10 protein-coding genes are annotated in these 16,185 nt (G+C 75.0%); 5 read left to right on the plus strand and 5 right to left on the minus strand.

Features of this window, described 5'->3' with window-relative positions:
• Positions 1–288: 288 nt before the first annotated feature.
• Together ACLQ20_RS28370 and ACLQ20_RS28375 are read right to left on the minus strand one after the other, a co-directional pair.
• Positions 289–1,677, minus strand: coding sequence for an FAD-dependent oxidoreductase (locus tag ACLQ20_RS28370; RefSeq protein WP_425858117.1), 1,389 nt, complete (start codon positions 1,675–1,677; stop codon positions 289–291).
• 73 nt (positions 1,678–1,750) lie between these two features.
• Complete coding sequence (locus ACLQ20_RS28375) at positions 1,751–3,100, minus strand: acyltransferase family protein (RefSeq protein ID WP_425858118.1); 1,350 nt, start codon at positions 3,098–3,100, stop codon at positions 1,751–1,753.
• A 346-nt stretch (positions 3,101–3,446) separates the two neighbouring features.
• On the opposite strand from ACLQ20_RS28375, the gene ACLQ20_RS28380 reads away from it, so the two are divergent.
• From ACLQ20_RS28380 to ACLQ20_RS28390, 3 genes are all read left to right on the plus strand, one after another.
• Positions 3,447–6,455 (plus strand): hypothetical protein, encoded by a 3,009-nt coding sequence (locus ACLQ20_RS28380; RefSeq protein ID WP_151454565.1) that lies wholly within the window; start codon positions 3,447–3,449, stop codon positions 6,453–6,455.
• Positions 6,456–6,535: 80 nt separating this feature from the next.
• Positions 6,536–6,928, plus strand: a complete 393-nt coding sequence (locus ACLQ20_RS28385; protein WP_151454566.1) for a hypothetical protein — start codon at positions 6,536–6,538, stop codon at positions 6,926–6,928.
• Between the two features lie 66 nt (positions 6,929–6,994).
• Positions 6,995–7,408 carry an SgcJ/EcaC family oxidoreductase gene (locus ACLQ20_RS28390; protein WP_132238240.1) on the plus strand — a complete coding sequence of 138 codons (414 nt, stop codon included), beginning with the start codon at positions 6,995–6,997 and terminating at the stop codon, positions 7,406–7,408.
• A 117-nt stretch (positions 7,409–7,525) separates the two neighbouring features.
• Here ACLQ20_RS28390 and ACLQ20_RS28395 read toward each other — a convergent pair whose 3' ends face one another.
• The gene (locus ACLQ20_RS28395) at positions 7,526–10,963 is read right to left on the minus strand and encodes an AfsR/SARP family transcriptional regulator (RefSeq protein WP_425858119.1); all 3,438 of its coding nucleotides are present in this window, start codon (positions 10,961–10,963) and stop codon (positions 7,526–7,528) included.
• Between the two features lie 381 nt (positions 10,964–11,344).
• Here ACLQ20_RS28395 and ACLQ20_RS28400 point away from each other — a divergent pair, with 381 nt between their 5' ends.
• Positions 11,345–12,013 carry a DUF899 domain-containing protein gene (locus tag ACLQ20_RS28400; protein WP_151454568.1) on the plus strand — a complete coding sequence of 223 codons (669 nt, stop codon included), beginning with the start codon at positions 11,345–11,347 and terminating at the stop codon, positions 12,011–12,013.
• Positions 12,014–12,043: 30 nt separating this feature from the next.
• Complete coding sequence (locus ACLQ20_RS28405) at positions 12,044–13,645, plus strand: MFS transporter (protein ID WP_425858120.1); 1,602 nt, start codon at positions 12,044–12,046, stop codon at positions 13,643–13,645.
• A gap of 207 nt (positions 13,646–13,852) precedes the next feature.
• On the opposite strand, the gene ACLQ20_RS28410 is transcribed toward ACLQ20_RS28405, so the two are convergent.
• The gene (locus ACLQ20_RS28410; protein WP_151454570.1) at positions 13,853–14,839 is read right to left on the minus strand and encodes an NAD-dependent epimerase/dehydratase family protein; all 987 of its coding nucleotides are present in this window, start codon (positions 14,837–14,839) and stop codon (positions 13,853–13,855) included.
• The gene (locus ACLQ20_RS28415) at positions 14,836–16,182 is read right to left on the minus strand and encodes a nucleotide sugar dehydrogenase (RefSeq protein ID WP_151454571.1); all 1,347 of its coding nucleotides are present in this window, start codon (positions 16,180–16,182) and stop codon (positions 14,836–14,838) included. The genes ACLQ20_RS28410 and ACLQ20_RS28415 overlap by 4 nt, the downstream gene beginning before the upstream one ends.
• Between the last annotated feature and the right edge of the window lie 3 nt (positions 16,183–16,185).

Consider the following 16,185-nt stretch of genomic DNA (forward strand, 5'->3'; position numbering starts at 1 on the left):
CCGGGTCGCCACCCGCCGGTGCGCGCACGCGGTGGCCACGACGTCGATGCGTCGTGGTCACCGCGTGACGCTGCCCGCCACCAGGCCTGCGCCCGCTCGCGGCCATGTGCGCGTGCCCGCGCCGGGCCCTGCTCTCGCGCTTCTAGGCACGTGCGCGCGCCGGCCGCATCCCCGTCAGGTGCGCCGCCGGCGGCGTCCCCACCTCCGTCCACCGGTACGGCCCGTCGTGCGCGGCACGACGGGCCGTAGCTCGTGTGGGGTAGTGGCCTCCGCGGGTGTGGACCCGCCTCAGCCGCGGTCGCGTGCCGGGGGACGGGCCACCGGGCCGGACGGGGTGGCGACGGAGCCGGCCGGCTGCCCGCCCGCCCGCAGCACGCGCAGCATCACCGAGGGGCGCATGATCGCCTGCGGCGGGTCGATCAGCCCGGCCACCCGCAGGAAGGCGTCCGTGACCCGGTTGTCCCGGGTGGCGGCGGCGTGCACCCGGGCGATGTAGGCGTTGGCCATCCGCACCTTGAACGGGCGCGGACCCTCCACCCGCGGGTGGGCCAGGTCGCCGCCGGCGGCGACCTCCCACGGGGCGTCGAGCTGCCGGGAGATGTCGGCGAAGAAGGCCCGCGGCCGGGGCGCCCCACCGCTGGCGAGGTGCCGCCGCAGGATCAGCGCCTCCAGGGCGGCGACGGTCATGCCCTGGCCGTACACCGGGTTGAACGTGCAGACCGCGTCGCCGACCACGAGCAGCCCCTCCGGCAGCCGGGACACCCGCTCGTAGCGGCGCCGGACGCTGGCCGGGAACCGGAACGAGGCCGGCTCGTCGAGGAACTCGGCGTCCCGGATGGCGTCGATGATGTCGGGCACGGGCAGCGAGGCCGCGTACGCCAGGAAGCCCTCGCGGTCGGTCGGCGGCTCGTCGCCGAGGATGCCGGTGAGCGAGAGCAGCCCGGTGTCGCCGCCCAGCGTGGCAAGGAACGCGCCGCGCGGATGGGCGGGGGTGGCCACCGGGTTGATCGAGACGTCGCCGTGGAACGGGTCGTGGGAGAAGCGGAACCGCGCGCTGGTGTAGGTGAGCCCGATCTTGATCCGCTCCTCCGGCACCGGGCCGTGGCCGAGCTCGGTCAGCCAGGCGGGGGTCCGGGAGCCGCGGCCGGTGGCGTCCACCACCAGGTCGGCGTCGATGACCTCGGCGACGTCGGCGCCGCGGTGGTGGATCCGTACGCCGGTGATCCGGTTGCCGTCGGCGGTGGCGACCGGGGCGACGACGTCGGCGTCCTCGACGAGCCGCACCCCCGACAGGGCCAGTACCCTGCGCCGCACCAGCGCCTCGATGCCCGGCCGGTAGCCCCCGACGACCAGCAGGCCGGTCTCCGCCGGCTTCAGCCGGTGGCCGTTGAAGTACCAGCGGATCCGGGTGCCGAGGTCGCCCGAGCGCAGTCCGGCCGCGGTCGCCTCGTCGGTGAAGCCGGGCAGCAGCTCCTCGATGGCCTGCTGACCTCGGGCGAGCAGGCCGTGCAGGTGCCGCCCCTGCGGTGCGCCGCGGCGCACCTCGGTCGCGTCGGCGAGCCGGTCCCGGTCCACCAGGACCACCTCCCGGTACGCCTCGGCGAGCACCTTGGCGGCGAACAGTCCGGCCATGCTCGCGCCGAGGACGACGGCCCGGCCTCTCGCGGTGTCGCTCATCGTGTGGTTCCTCTCGGTTTGCCGCCGGACGGACCTCCCGCCCGGTACAGGGGGTGCCGGTCTGCGGTCGCTCTCACTCGGCCGCTACTGCGGGGGCGGCCGGCTCGGTGCTGCGCGGCTCCCACTGCGCCGCCTCGCGGCCGGCCGGGAGCTGCTCGCGGACCGTGCTCGGCGCCTGGGCCCCCGGGTCCACGGGCGCCCGGCCCAACCACGGCCGCAGCCCCATCGCCGGGCGCTCCACCAGGTAGAAGCTCAGCGTCGCCGTCACCACGCTGGCACCGGCCACCGCCGCGGTGACGAGCCAGAAGTTGCCGGTGCCCAGCGGCGTGCCGGTCGTTCCGTAGTAGACCCACAGGTAGAAGACGTGCCAGAGGAAGACCCCGTAGGAGATCCGGCCGAGGAAGCGCAGCACGGGGTTGGACAGGGCCGCCCGCATGTAGCCGGGACGGCCCGCCGGCAGGGTCAGCGGCGCCACCAGCAGCAGGGAGATGGCCAGGTAGAGGGCGTGGTCGACCATCGCCGAGCCCAGCGGCGGGTAGTTCATGTCGTTCGGGCCGCCCAGGGGGGAGCAGGCCGTCGCGTACGCCAGCGCCGCGCCGATCCACGCTGCGCCCGGGTGCCGGATGAGGAACCGGTACGGGGCCGGCGTCCGCTCGGGCGCCACCTCGGCGACGGCGGAGAGGGTCGCCAGGATCATGCCGACCGCCAGGTAGCCCATGTACTCGGTCGGCCAGAGGTGCTGCATCGGGAAGGGGCCCATCGAGGGCAGGTGGTGGTACGCGGCGAAGCCGGCGCCGGTCAGCACCAGGGCGCCCAGTGGCACCAGCAGCCGCCTCGCGCGGGTCCCCGGGTCGGCGGCGCGTACCGCCCAGCGGCGCAACGCCCAGGCCAGCAGCGGCAGGGTGACGTAGAACGCGACCTCGGTCGCGAGGCTCCACGTCTGCTCCATGCCCGTGGGCATCGCGTTCGGCTGGTAGACGTGCAGCACGAGCAGCGGGCGCAGCACGTGCCACAGCCCGGTGACGGCGTCGGCGTTGAGCACGAGCAGCGCCGTCACGGCCAGCAACCAGTACGCCGGCAGGATCCGCAGGGCCCGCCGCCAGAAGTACGGCTTCAGCGCCATCGGCGGCCGGTCGGTGAGGGTGGCCAGCGCGAAGGGCCGGTAGAGCACCAGCCCGGAGAGGACGAAGAAGATCGGCAGGCTGACGTCCATGGTGTTGAAGATCGGTCCGGCGACCGGGTTGCCGGCCGCGCCGTACATGTCGGAGGCGATCATGCCCGTGGTCAGCGCGATGTGGGTCAGCATGACCATCACGGCGGCGACCCCGCGCATGCCCTCCAGCTCGGGGAAGAAGATCCTCGGTCGGGCCCGCTCGCCGGTGGCGGATGTCGCCCCCGGCGCGTCCCCTCGCACTGATGTCATCGTCCGCTCCTCACGCACCCGCACTGTCCGAAAAGGATCTGTTGAGCCTTGCCTCGGCAGAGCCGGGCGCCCCGGCGCGTCCGTCCGCTCCACTGTCGGATCGTGCTGCTCGGCCGGACCCGGCGCACCTTCCACCGTGCGCAACCCCGCGCCCGGCGACGGGATGAGCGCACGACGGGAGATGCGGGGCCCAGAGGGGCCGGACGACGATCCCTGATGACCAGACACCAGCGATGACCGCCGCACGTGCGGCGGACCGAAGCGGCGGAGGGGACACAGGGTGGGCGAGAAACGTGCGGCAACCGGTAGCGGAGGGCGCGGCCGAAGGGCCATCGCGGTCGGGGGCGTGGCGGCCCTGGCGGCAGTACTGGTGATCACCGGGCAGCAGACCCCCGCCGTCGCGGGCGGAGACGCGGACCCCGCGCCGGCGCCCGCCAGCCAGTCCGACCATCGGGTCACCCTGATCACCGGCGACCGGGTCACCGTCTCCCCGGACGGCGCGCGGGTCACCGTGACCGCCGCCCCGGGCCGCGCCGGCACCCGTTTCACCAGCCACCGTGCCGGCGGGCACCGCACGGTCCTCCCGGAGGACGCCCGCCCGCTGGTCGCCGCCGGGCTGCTGGACCGGCGCCTGTTCGACGTCACGGCGCTGGTCCGGGCCGGCTACGACGACGCCCGCAGCCCCGGGCTGCCGCTGATCGTGTCGCGACGCGGCGCCGATCCCGCGGCCGGTCTGACCGGGCCGGGGCTGCGCACGACCGGCCGGTTCGCCGTAGCCGGGATGAGCGCGGTGACCGTGGTCAAGACGGACGCCGCCTCGGCCTGGTCGGCGATTCGCGAGCAGCGGGCAGGCATCGAGAGGATCTGGCTGGACAGGCCGTTGACCCCGGCGCCCGTGCCGGCGCCGCCCACCGACCTGCCCCCGGCTCTGTCGGCGGGTGGCGCCGCGCCGACCGTGGCCGTGCTGAGCACCGGCGTCGACGCCGAGCGGGCCAGGCCGGCCGCCCGGGTGGCGCGCCGGCAGGTCTTCGCCGGCGCGAGCACCGGTGACCGGCACGGACACGGCACCCGCACCGCCGCCGCCGTGCCCGGCGCGACGCTGCTCGACGGCAAGGTATGTGACGACGACGGCCGGTGCCCGGAGTCGGCGATCCTGGCCGGCCTGGAGTGGGCCGCCGGCCGGGCCGACGTCGTCGACCTCGGCGTCGGTGGCGCGGAGCAGCTCGGCACCGGCCCGCTCGGCCGGGCGATCGAACGGATCGGCGACCGCACCGGGGCCCTCGTGCTGGCCCCCGCTGCGGACGGGGCTGCAGGAGCGATCGCCACCCACGACGGGCCCGACGGGCGTGCGGCCGGGCTGCCGGCCGGCACGGTGACGGGCGCGGCACTGCTCGCCCAGCGTCACCCGGACTGGTCCGTGGACCGGCTCCGCGCCGCCCTCGCCGCCTCCGCGGTGGACGGTGCGCTCGACGCGGCGGCGCTGGCCCGGCGGAACGTGCTCCCGGCCACGGCCTCGCTCGCCTTCGGGGTGCAGCAGTGGCCGCACGCCGACGACCGCCCGCAACAGCGGACGCTCACCTGGCACAACCACGGCGACCGGCCCGTCGAGCTGCGGCTCGACGTCGCGCTGACCGGCCCCGACGGCACGCCCGCCCCCGCCGGGGCGCTGCGGCTCGACGCGACCACGGTGACCGTGCCGGCGGGCGGGTCGGCCGGCGTCACCGTCGCCGCCGACACCCGCCACGACGGGCCCGACGGCCGCTACACGGGCACCGTCACCGCCACCCCGGCGGGCGCGCCCGACCTGGCCGTGCGCTCGCGCGTCGAGGTGGAGAAGGAGGTCGAGAGCCACACGCTCACCGTCCGGCACCTCGGGCCGGACGGGCGGCCCACCGGCCGGGCCGAGACGATGGTGCTGGACCTCACCGGCGAGCTGAGGGCGTTGCTGTACGGCGAGGACGGCACCGCCACCACCCGGCTGCCGAAGGGCAGCTACGTCCTCGTCGGCGACGTGGTCGACTTCGGCGACACCGATTCGACCTGGCACCGCCTGGTCCAGCCGGAGTTGGCCCTCGACGCCGACGCCACGGTGACCATGGACGCCCGGCGGACCGCCCCGGTACGCACCACCGTGCCCCGCCCGGACGCGCGGACCGCCATGGTCGACCTCGGCTTCAACCGGCGCGCCGAGGACGGCACCGGGTTCGGCCTCGCCCTGGCCCTCGACGGCTTCGAGGGTCTGCGCTCCGGGCAGCTCGGCCCCGACCTGCCCGCCGAGCGGATGACCGGTTACCTCCACTCCACCTGGGCGGTGCCCGGCCCGGCTGGCGACTTCCGCGACACCCCTTACACCTACGGGCTGCTCGACACCCGCCCGGGCGGCTTCTTCACCGGCTTCGACCGGAAGGTGGCCGATCGGGACCTGGCGACGGTGGACAGCCGGCTGGTCGCCCAGGTGACCGGCCGCGCGGCGACCAAGGCCCTGTTCCCCAACGCGCCCGGCGTCATCGGCACGCTGACTCCGCTGCTGCCGTTCAGGCTGCCGGCGCGCACGACGCACCTGCTGGAGGGCGGCGCCACCCTGTGGAGCGCCGCCTTCGGCGAGAACGTCCCGGGCGGGGACGGGCTACCGGTCGAGATCACGGCTTTCGGCCAGGCGAACCAGTCGTACCAGGCCGGGCAGCGGTACACCGACCGGTGGAACGCGTCGGTGCTCGGGCCGATGTTCGACTTCGCCGGTCACGCCGGCCGGCGCGGCGACACCGTCTGGTTCGGCATCCCCATGTACTCCGACCAGGACGGGCATCGGGCCGGTTCCCTCACCGACGCGGCGACGACCCGGATGTACCGCGACGGCCGCCTGGTGGCCGCCTCCGGCGCCGGGAACCTGGAGGCCGAGGTGCCGCCGGGGCCCGCGACGTTCCGCGTGGAGAAGCGGACCAGCCGACCGTCGTACTCCCCCCTGTCGACGCGGGTGGACGCGACGTGGACGTTCCGGTCGGACACCGCCGGCGAGGCCGGCGAGTCCTTCCCGCTGTGGGTCGTCCGGTACGCGCCGACGGTCGACGACCACAACGTCGCCCGCTGGGCGCCGGTGACCCTGCTGCCGGTGTCGGTGATGTCCCAGCCGGAGGCCCGCGTGGGTCGGGTCCGGCAGCTGGCCGTGCGGGTCTCCGTCGACGGGGGCCGCACCTGGCGCAAGGCCCCGGTGGTGCCGGCGGGCGACGGCGGCTACCGCGCGGTGGTGCACGCGCCGAAGGGAACCCGGACGGTGTCGCTGCGCGCCACCCTGGTCGACTCGCACGGCAACCGGCTGGACCAGACCATCGTCAACGCGTACCGGTTCGTGAAGTGATCCGGTACGACACGGGCAGGCCGGCCGCCGCTTTCGCGCCCAGGTGCGGAAGCCGGCCGGCCGGCCGGACAGGAGGAAGCATGGCAACGGTATCGAGATGGCTGTCGCTGACGCTGGCCGTCGTCCTCGCCGTCGGGGCGGTCGGCTCGGGCCCGACCGCCGCCGCGGCGGCGGCTGCGGAACCGCGGAGCTGCATAAGCGCGCCGAGCACCCCGGAGAAGAGCCCCGCCGGCCTGATGGTCCGTAGCGTGGCGACCAACGACTGCGTCGTCCTCGCGGTCATCTGGCTGATGCGCTACGAAACCACCGACACCGGCTGGCGGACGGTGCTGGATCGCTACATGGACCCCGGGTCGACGACCCGGCTCGAATTCCCGTGCCGGGCCAGCGGCACCCGGATCTACCGGTCCGTCGTCTGGGACCCGAACATGATGGCCTACCTGACCTCTCCCGAGGTCCGCATCACCTGCTGACCCGCCCACGCGGCCCGCACGTCCGGACGCCCGCGGCGTACCGGTGACACGAGGAGGAGGAACGACATGTCCGCAGGCAATGCCGCTGTCGTGAGCGACGAGACGGCCGTACGGGACGTCGCGCGGCGCATCGTGACGGCCTGGGCGGCCAACGACGCCGACGCGTTCGCGGCGATCTTCGTCGAGGACGGCACGCTCATCGGTGACGCCTACATGAAGGGCCGGGAGGAGATCCGCTCCTACATGGCCGCCGGGTTCGCCGGGCCGTACGGGGGGACCCACGTCCTCGTCGAGCCGCTCGACGTCCGCTTCCTGACCGACGACATCGCGCTGCTGGTGACCCAGGGCAGCGTGCTCCTGGAGGGGGAGACCGAGTTCGTCGCCGAGCGCGCCTTCCTCGCCACCTCCACGGTGGTCCGGGTGGACGGGGGGTGGAGCATCGCCGCCTACCAGAACTCCAAGGGCACGGCCAACCGCTGACGAGGCGTACGCAACGGCGGGTCGCCCGGCGTCCGACTGCACCCCGCACCGCCCACGGGCGGTGCGGGGTGCGTCGGTGCGTCCGGGTGACCGCCGCCCGGGCTGAGCCCCGCCCGCTCAGGCGGGGCGGGGGAGGCCGGCCACCAGCGAGCGGTAGGCCTCGGCGGGGGTCAGCGCGGTGCCCCGGTCGAACTCCTCCGTGAACGCGGTCGGGCTGAGCGCGTCGCGCGCGGCCTGAGTGATCCGGTCGACGTCGCCCCGTTCGCCGGCCGGCAGCGGCGCGCCCACCGAGGCCCGCGCCATGGCCGCCGCGCCGAGCAGCCGGGCGGCGTCGCCGTGCCGGCCCTCGAGCGTCGCCGTGCCGGCGAGCCCCTCCAGCGCGAGCGCCTGCGCCCGGGGATCGCCGATGGCGGTGGCGACCTCGAACGCCTCGGCGTGCAACTCGTGCGCGTCGCGGGCGGTGCCGCGCTGCTCCGCGACGAAGCCCAGCTCGGCCAGGAGCAGTGCCCGCACCACGTCGGCGTCCAGGCCCGGCTGGCGGGTCCACGCCAGGACGCCGCGCAGCAGCTCCTCGGCGGCGTCCAGCCGGCCCTCGCGGCGGGCCCCGAGCCCGAGGCCGATCTGCGCGTACAGCTCCCCGGGCTTGAAGTTCTGTTCGGCGGCCAGCCGTAGCGCCCGCTCGTGGAACTCCCGGGCCCGGTCGTAGTCGCCGCTGAGCAGCGCGATGCGGCCCAGGCCGGAGAGCCGGTCGGAGGCTTCCAGCCACAGCCCGAGTTCCTCGGCCATCCGCAGGCCCTCCCGGTGCAGCCTGGCCGCCTCCGGGTAGTCGCCGGTCGCCTCCGCCCGCGTGGTCAGCGCGAAGGACGCCTGGAGCTGGCCCCACCGGTCGCCCAACTCGCGGAAGAGCGCCACGCTGCGCGCGCTGTCCCGGCTGGCCGCCTCCAGGTCGCCCCGGGACTGCGCGTGCCCGGCCCGCAGGCTCAGCGCCGTCGCCACCCCCCACCGGTCGCCGAGCATCTCGAACTGCGCCAGCGCGTCGTCGACCAGCTCCTGGCTGGTCGTGACGTCCCCCGTGTTGAGCAGCGCGAGGCCGAGGAAGCAGGTGGCCCGGGCCCGCCCCGCCGGGTCCTCGTCCGGCGGCCAGCCCGCCAACGCCGGGGCCACCAGCGGGGCGTGGTCGCCACCGGCCTCCAGCAGGGCGAGCCCGGCCCGCCAGCAGGTGGCCGCCGCCCTTAGCGAGGTCGGCACGGCACCGGGCACGGCGAGCGCCGCCTCGATCGACCGGCGCGCCTCGCGCAGCCGGCCGCGCAGGTACCGGTACCAGGCCAGCGCGGTCGCCAGCTCCAGCGCGCCGGCCGCGTCGTCGTCGGCCAGCGCGCCGTCGAGCGCGCGGCGCAGGTTGGCCGTCTCCTGGTCCAGCCGCGCGAGCCAGCGCCGCTGCGCCGCCCCGCGCAGTTCGTCGTCGGCCCGCCGCGCCAGCTCGAGGTAGTGGCGCCGATGGCGGCGGCGCACCACCGCCACCTCGTCGGCCGCGCGCAGCCGCGCCAGGCAGTACTCGGCGACCGACTCGAGCAGCCGGTAGCGCGGCTCACCGGCGCCCTCGGTCATCACCACCAGCGAGCGGTCGACCAGCCGGACGAGCAGCCCGAGCACCTCGTCGGCGGGCAGGTCCGGGTCGGCGCAGACCGCCTCCGCGGCCTCCAGGGTGCAGCCGTCGGCGTGCGCGGCGAGGCGCCGCAGCACCACCCGCTCCGGGTCGGAAAGCAGCTCCCAGCTCCAGTCGATCATCGCGCGCAGGGTCTGCTGGCGCGGCGGGGCGCCCCGGTGGCCGCCGGAGAGCAGGCGGAACCGGTCGTCCAGCCGGGTGACCAGCCCGTGCACGCCCAGCGCGCGTACCCGGGTCGCGGCCAGCTCCAGCGCGAGCGGCACCGCGTCGAGGCGGCGGCACAGCTCGGCGACGTCACGGGCGTTGGTCGCGTCCAGGGCGAATCCGGGGGCGGCGGCGGTGGCCCGGGCGACGAAGAGCTGCACCGCGCTGGAACGGGCGAGCACCTCGGGCTCGGTGACCTCCGGGTCGGGCAGCTCCAACGGGGGGACCGGCCAGACCCGCTCACCCGCCACGCCGAGCGGATCCTGGCTGGTGGCCAGCAGGCGTACGCCCGGGGCGTGCGGCAGCATCCGCTGGGCCAGCTCGGCGACCGGCTCCACGACGTGCTCGCAGTTGTCCAGGACCAGCAGCAGGGACCGGCCGCCCAGCACGTCGACGAGACGGTCGGCGGGGGTGGCCGGGGCGCCCGTCGGCCCACGGTCGGCCCCGGTGGCCTCGCGGATGCCGAGCACCGCCAGCAGCGACCCGGCCAGCGCGGCGGGGTCGTCCGGGCGCAGCGAGGCCAGCTCGACCAGCCACACCCCGTCCGGGTACGCCTCGACGAGCTGGTGCGCCGCCTCGACCGCCAGCCGGGTCTTGCCCACTCCGCCCGGACCGACGAGGGTGAGTAGCCGTTCGACGCGCAGCAGGTCGTGGACGTGTCGCACGGCCTCCGCGCGCCCGACCAGCGGGGTCAGCGGGGCGGGCAGGTTGGTCCTCGGCGTCACCCGTCCCGCACCTGCCGGGCGCGGCGCGGCCAGCGGATCGTCCGCGCCGCTCGGCTCGGCGCCGCGCGGATCCCTCGGGCCGCTCCCGCCGCCCTGGCCGCTCCCGCCGCCCTGGCCGTTCCTGCCGCTCGGGACGCCCTGGCCGCTTGTACCGCCCTGGTCGCCCTGGTCGCTTGCACCGCTCCGGTCGCCCGAGCCAAGCTGGTCGGCGAGCAGCGCCGGGTCGTGCGCCAGGATCGCCCGGTGCAGCGCCACCAGCTCCGGGCCCGGGTCCAGGCCCAGCTCCTCGGCGAGCTGCCGGCGGAAGCGGGCGTAGCTCTCCAGCGCCTCGCCCTGTCGCCCGGCCCGGTAGAGGGCGCGCAGTTGCAGGGCGCGGGCCCGTTCCCGGAACGGGTGCCGCGCCACCAGGTCGGCGAGCTCCCCGACCAGCAGCTGATGCTCGCCGAGGACCAGCCGGGCCTCGGCCCGCTCCTCGACGGCCACCAGGCGCTGCTCCTCCAGCCGGGCGGCCAGCGGGCGGGTGAACGGCTCGTCGGCGAAGTCGGCCAGCACCGGGCCACGCCACAGGGCCAGGGCCTCGTCCAGCAGCGCGACCCGGGCGGGTGGGGCGGCCGTGCCGGTGGCCCGCTCGACCAGCGCGCCGAACCGGTCGGCGTCGGTCTGCCCGGGTGCGGTGCGCAGCAGATATCCGGGCGGTCGGGACACCACCGCGTCCCTGCCGCCGGCCTCCGCGTCGTTCAACGCCCGCCGCAGCTGCCAGACCTTGGTCTGTAGCGCCCCGCTGGGATTGGCCGGCCGGCGCTCGCCCCACAGGTCCTCGACCAGCCGGTCGACGGGGACGGGGCGGCCCTGGTGCGCCAGCAGGTCGGCGAGCAGGACACGAACCTTCAGATCGGGCACGGTGACCGGTGCGCCGTCCGTCGTCCAGACCGCCAACGGACCGAGGAGCCCGAAACGCATGGCGTCACCGTAGCGCAGCGCACCGACGACGGGCGGTCACGGCGCGGCGCGGCGACCGGGAGCGCACCGGGAGAAGACCGGGAGTGGACCGGGAGCGGTGGGCGGCAGAGTGGGACCGGCGACGGATCCGGCCCGGCGAGGCGAGGGAGGCGCACCGGATGTCATGGTGCGACCGCGTTCGCGTCCCGGGCCGGCCGATCCAGGTCGACCGCCAACGAGCCGGCCGGAGGGCGGGCGACACCGGCGCGGGAGCGTGCCCAGGGCTCCGGTCGGCGTCCGTGCCGTGCGACGGCCCGCGCTCCCTCCGGTACGCCGGAGCGCCCGCGCCCGTCGCCACCGCTCCCGGCAGGGGGCGTCCGTGACCACGAATGGAGAGACAGCATGAACCTACCGACGATCGTGTCGCAGTCGGAATGGGACACCGCCCGGGAGCGGCTGCTCGCCAAGGAGAAGGAGGCGACCCGGGCCCGGGACGCGCTGGCCGCGGAGCGCCGCAGGCAGCCCATGACACGGATCCACAAGGAATACGTCTTCGAGGGCCCGGGCGGCAAGGCCAACCTGGCCGACATCTTCGACGGTCGGCGTCAGCTGATCGTCTACCACTTCATGCTCAGGCCGGGCGAGTCGCACTACTGCGAGGGATGCTCGATGTTCGTCGACAACCTCGGCCACCCCGCCCACCTGAACGCCCGGGACACCACCCTGGCGCTGATCTCCCGGGCGCCGCTGGCGGAGATCACCCCGCTCAAGGAGCGGATGGGCTGGACGCTGCCCTGGTACTCGTCCCACGGCACCGACTTCAACACCGACCTCGGGCTCACCACGAAGGCGGGGGAGGCGTTCGGGCTGAGCGTCTTCCTGCGCGACGGCGACGAGGTGTACCGCACCTACTTCACCTCGGAGCGGGGCGTCGAGGCGCTCGGCAGCAACTGGACGCTGCTCGACCTCACCCCGCTCGGCCGCCAGGAGACCTGGGAGGACACCCCGGACGGACGCCCGCAGGAGGAGCCGTACGGCTGGTGGCGGCTGCACGACGAGTACGACAACTAGGCGCCGCACCGATACGGAGGAAGGACCACGATGGATGTGAACGCGAGCGAGGCGGAACCGAGAGCGGGCCGGCGCGAGTGGATCGGCCTGGCCGTGCTCACGCTGCCCACCCTGCTGCTGTCGCTGGATCTCAACGTGCTCTACCTGGCGCTACCGCAGCTGAGCGCCGACCTGGCGCCGGACGCCGCCCAGCTGCTCTGGATCATGGACATCTACGGCTTCATGATCGCCGGATTCCTGGTGACCATGGGGACCCTCGGTGACCGGATCGGCCGCCGCCGGCTGCTCATGATCGGCGCGGCGGCCTTCGGCGTGGCGTCGGTGATCGCCGCCTACTCGAGCAGCGCCGAGATGTTGATCGCCACCCGGGCGCTGCTGGGCGTGGCCGGGGCGACCCTGATGCCCTCCACGCTGTCGCTGATCAGCAACATGTTCCGCAACGCGCAGCAGCGCACCATGGCCATCGGCCTCTGGATGAGCTGCTTCATGATCGGCGCGATCATCGGACCGCTGGTCGGCGGCGTGCTGCTCGAGTCGTTCTGGTGGGGCGGGGTCTTCCTGCTGGGCGTACCGGTGATGGTCGTGCTGCTGGTGGCCGCGCCGCTGCTGCTGCCCGAGTACCGCAACCCGGAGGCAGGGCGGCTCGACCTGTTCAGCGTGGTGCTGTCGCTGGCCACCATCCTGCCTTTCGTCTACGGCCTCAAGGAGCTGGCGAAGGACGGCTTCGGCGTCCGGCCCATCCTGGCCATGGTCGTCGGTGTGGTGGTGGGCGTGATCTTCGTGGCGCGGCAGCGCCGCCTCACCAACCCGCTGCTCGAGGTGCGGCTGTTCGCCAACCGGACCTTCAGCGCGGCCCTGGGCATCATGCTGCTCGGCGGGTCGACCATCGGTGGCATCGCGCTGCTCTTCGCCCAGTACGCCCAGCTGGTCGAGGGCCTCTCCCCGCTGCGGGCCGGGCTCTGGATGCTGCCGTACGCGGTGTCCATGCTGGTCGGTTCGATGCTGGCGCCGATGATCGCGCAGAAGTTCGCCCCGGGCTACGTGGTCGCCGGCGGCATGGCGATCGCCGCGGTCGGCTTCGCGCTGCTGAGCCAGGTGGGCACCGCCGGGGGGCTCGGCCTCGCGGTGACCGGTCTGGTGATCGTCTATCTCGGCTTCGGTCCCGGTGCCGTGCTGGGCACGGACCTGATCATCGGGGCGGCGCCGCCCGAACGTGCCGGCTCGGCGTCGTCGATGTCGGAGACGAGCACCGAGCTGGGGGTGGCGCTCGGCGTCGCGGTGCTGGGCAGCGTCGGCACCGCCGTCTACCGCAGCGAGATCGCCCCGGCCCTCCCCGCCGACCTGCCCGCGCAGGTGAGGGAGGCGGCCGGCGATTCGCTGGCCGGCGCGAGTGCGGTGACCGGGCAGCTCTCCGAGCAGACCGGGACCGCCCTGCTCGAGGCCGCCAGGGCGGCGTTCACCAGCGGGTTCAACGTGGCCGGGTTGGTCAGCGCGGTGATCGCGGTGATCGCGGCCGTGGCCTCGGCGCTGCTGCTGCGCCGAGTACGCCCGGCGGCTGAGGAACCGGTCGTCGATGCCCCGGCGGTCCCGGCCGGCGGCACCGACGAGACGCCCGCGTCGGCCCGGCGCTGACGGGTCGGTCGCGGCGCGACCGTGCGGCCGGGGTGGAGCACTCCACCCCGGCCGCACGCCGTTCGCGTACGTCCGAGCGGCACCCGGAGCTGTCGCGGGTCGCCTGGCGGGACCCGCGTCCCCCGTCGGCGGCGCCGGCGGACCGGGTGCACGCACGACGGCGCCGCCCGACCCCGGCGGGTCGGGCGGCGCCTCGGTGTCGGGACGTCAGTTCGCGCCGGTGTCGGGCAGGGCCAACCACCACGGGTTCTCCCGGGCCCAGTGCACCGTCCGCTCCAGGCCGGTACGCAACGGCACCTCGCACTTCCAGCCCAGCACCGTGCGCGCCTTCGTGGTGTCCGGGATCCGCCGGGCCAGGTCCTCGTAGGCACTGCCCAGCGCCCGGCTGGTGTCCACGTCGGTCACCGCGGCGGTGCCGGTGAGCGTGCCGATCATCTCCGCCACCTCGCCGATGGTGTTCTCCACCATGCTGCCGATGTTGAACGACTCGCCGAGCGCCGCCGGGCTGGTGGCGGCGGCGAGCGTACCGGCGACGGCGTCGTCGACGAAGGTGAAGCAGCGGGTCTGCCGCCCCTGGTCGTAGACCACCACCGGACGCCCGTTCAACGCCCGGTGCACGGAACGGCTGACCAGGTACGCCGGGCGCTGCCGGGGACCGTAGACGTTGAAGTAGCGGACGATGGTGGCCGCCAGCCCGTGCTGCCGGGCGAAGGCGTACGTGAGGTGCTCGGTGAGGGCCTTGCTCGACGAGTACGTCCAGCGGTCGGCGGACGTCGCGCCGAGCACCCGGTCGTCCTCCTCCGCCCACGGCACCGCCGGGTTCTTGCCGAAGACCTCGCTGGTGCTGGCCAGCACGACGCGGGCGCCGGCCCGGCAGGCCAGGTCCAGCACGTTGCGGGTACCGGTGAAGTTGATGTCGACGACGTCCAGCGGGCGGGACAGGTACTGGTCGACGCCCACCACGGCGGCCAGGTGGTAGACGACGTCGACCCCGGAGGTGATCGCCTCGGCCAGCCGGCCCGGGTCGCGCACGTCGCCCTCCACCAGCCGGGCGTGCGCCGCGGCCGGCGAGCGCCCCACCGGCGGCGCCGGGCCGTCGAAGACGGTGACGTCGTCGCCGCGCTCCAGCAACCGGTCCACCAGGTGACCGCCGATGAAGCCGTGCCCGCCGGTCACCACCACCCGCGCGCTCACCGGCCGATCCCCCGGTAGTGGTACCCGGCGGCCCGCAGCCCGGCGATCCTGTCCTTCGGGAAGTACGCGCGCCCGTCGAGCACCAGGCACGGCCGGGCCACCGGCAGCGCGGCGTAGTCGATCTCGGCGAACCGCCGGTGGTGGGCCAGGACGGCCAGGCAGTCCGCGCCCCGCACCGCCTCGTCGAGGTCGGCGACCGGCCGCAGCCCGAAGAGCTTCTCCGCCTCGTCCGGGTCGACCAGCGGATCGTGCAGGCGGACCTCGCAGCCGGCCTCGCGCAGGGCCGCGACGGCCGGCAGCGTCGGGGTGGCCCGCAGGTCGCCGGTGTCGTTCTTGAACGCCAACCCCAGCACGGTCACCGTCGCCGTCTCCGCCGACCTGCCGAGCGCGGCCAGCTCGTCCAGCACCAGGCGCGCCGTGTAACCCGGCATCCCCGCGTTCACCTGCCGGCCGGCCGGCGCGGTGAGGATCTCCAGGCCCCGCTCCCGGGCCGAGTGCCAGACCATCCAGGGGTCCTTGGTCAGGCAGGAGCCGCCCACCCCGACGCTGGGCAGCAGGATGTTGATGTTGCTCTTGCCCTTCGGGATGCTGTTGGCGGCGGCGATCACGTCCAGCACGTCGACGTCGAACAGCGCGCTGAACTTGGCCAGCTCGTTGGCGAGCGCGATGTTCAGGTCGATCCACCAGTTGTCGGCGAGCTTGACGATCTCCGCCGCCTCCAGCGAGTCCACCGGGATCACGTCCACCCCCAGCGCCCGCTGCCAGAACCCGCCGGCCGCCCGGGTGCTGTCGGCGTCCAGGCCGCCGGCGACGATGGGAAAGGTCCGCAGCTCCCGCAGCGCGGTGCCCTCGGCGAGCCGCTCCGGGGTGAAGGCGATCCCGAAGTCCTTCCCGCCGCTCAGCCCGCCGCGCTCCAGTAGCGGCAGGACGAAGTCCCGGGTGGTGCCCGGCGGGACCGTGCTCTTGATCACGACCAGTTGGCCGGGTCGCAGGTGGCGGGCCAGCTCGACGCAGGCGCCGCGGAGCTGCTCGTCGGCGAGCGAGCCGTCGCGGCGCACCGGCGTGCCGACGGTGACGAGGACGACGTCGGTCTCCGCCAGCGCCGCGTAGTCGGTGGACACCCGCAGCCGGCCGCCCTCGATGCCGGCGCGGACCAGCTCCGGCAGGCCGGGCTCCTCGAACCGGCAGTGCCCGGCGCGCAACTCGTCGACCAGGTGTGGGTCGACGTCCACGCCCACCACGTCCAGGCCCCGTTCGGCCAGGACCGCGGCGATGCAGGACCCGACGTAGCCGAGCCCGACGACCGCCACCCGAGGATCTCGTCGGTCGGACAGAACGCCCATCTG

The sequence above is a fragment of the Micromonospora sp. DT46 genome (assembly GCF_049841735.1).
GTDB classification, from domain to species: Bacteria; Actinomycetota; Actinomycetes; order Mycobacteriales; family Micromonosporaceae; genus Micromonospora; species Micromonospora reichwaldensis.

Bases quoted from the DNA above. Each gene is read 5' to 3' on its own strand.
- ACLQ20_RS28370 (WP_425858117.1), bottom strand. From the start codon at position 1,677: ATGAGCGACACCGCGAGAGGCCGGGCCGTCGTCCTCGGCGCGAGCATG.
- ACLQ20_RS28375 (WP_425858118.1), bottom strand. From the start codon at position 3,100: ATGACATCAGTGCGAGGGGACGCGCCGGGGGCGACATCCGCCACCGGC.
- ACLQ20_RS28385 (WP_151454566.1), top strand. From the start codon at position 6,536: ATGGCAACGGTATCGAGATGGCTGTCGCTGACGCTGGCCGTCGTCCTC.
- ACLQ20_RS28390 (WP_132238240.1), top strand. From the start codon at position 6,995: ATGTCCGCAGGCAATGCCGCTGTCGTGAGCGACGAGACGGCCGTACGG.
- ACLQ20_RS28395 (WP_425858119.1), bottom strand. From the start codon at position 10,963: ATGCGTTTCGGGCTCCTCGGTCCGTTGGCGGTCTGGACGACGGACGGC.
- ACLQ20_RS28400 (WP_151454568.1), top strand. From the start codon at position 11,345: ATGAACCTACCGACGATCGTGTCGCAGTCGGAATGGGACACCGCCCGG.
- ACLQ20_RS28405 (WP_425858120.1), top strand. From the start codon at position 12,044: ATGGATGTGAACGCGAGCGAGGCGGAACCGAGAGCGGGCCGGCGCGAG.
- ACLQ20_RS28415 (WP_151454571.1), bottom strand. From the start codon at position 16,182: ATGGGCGTTCTGTCCGACCGACGAGATCCTCGGGTGGCGGTCGTCGGG.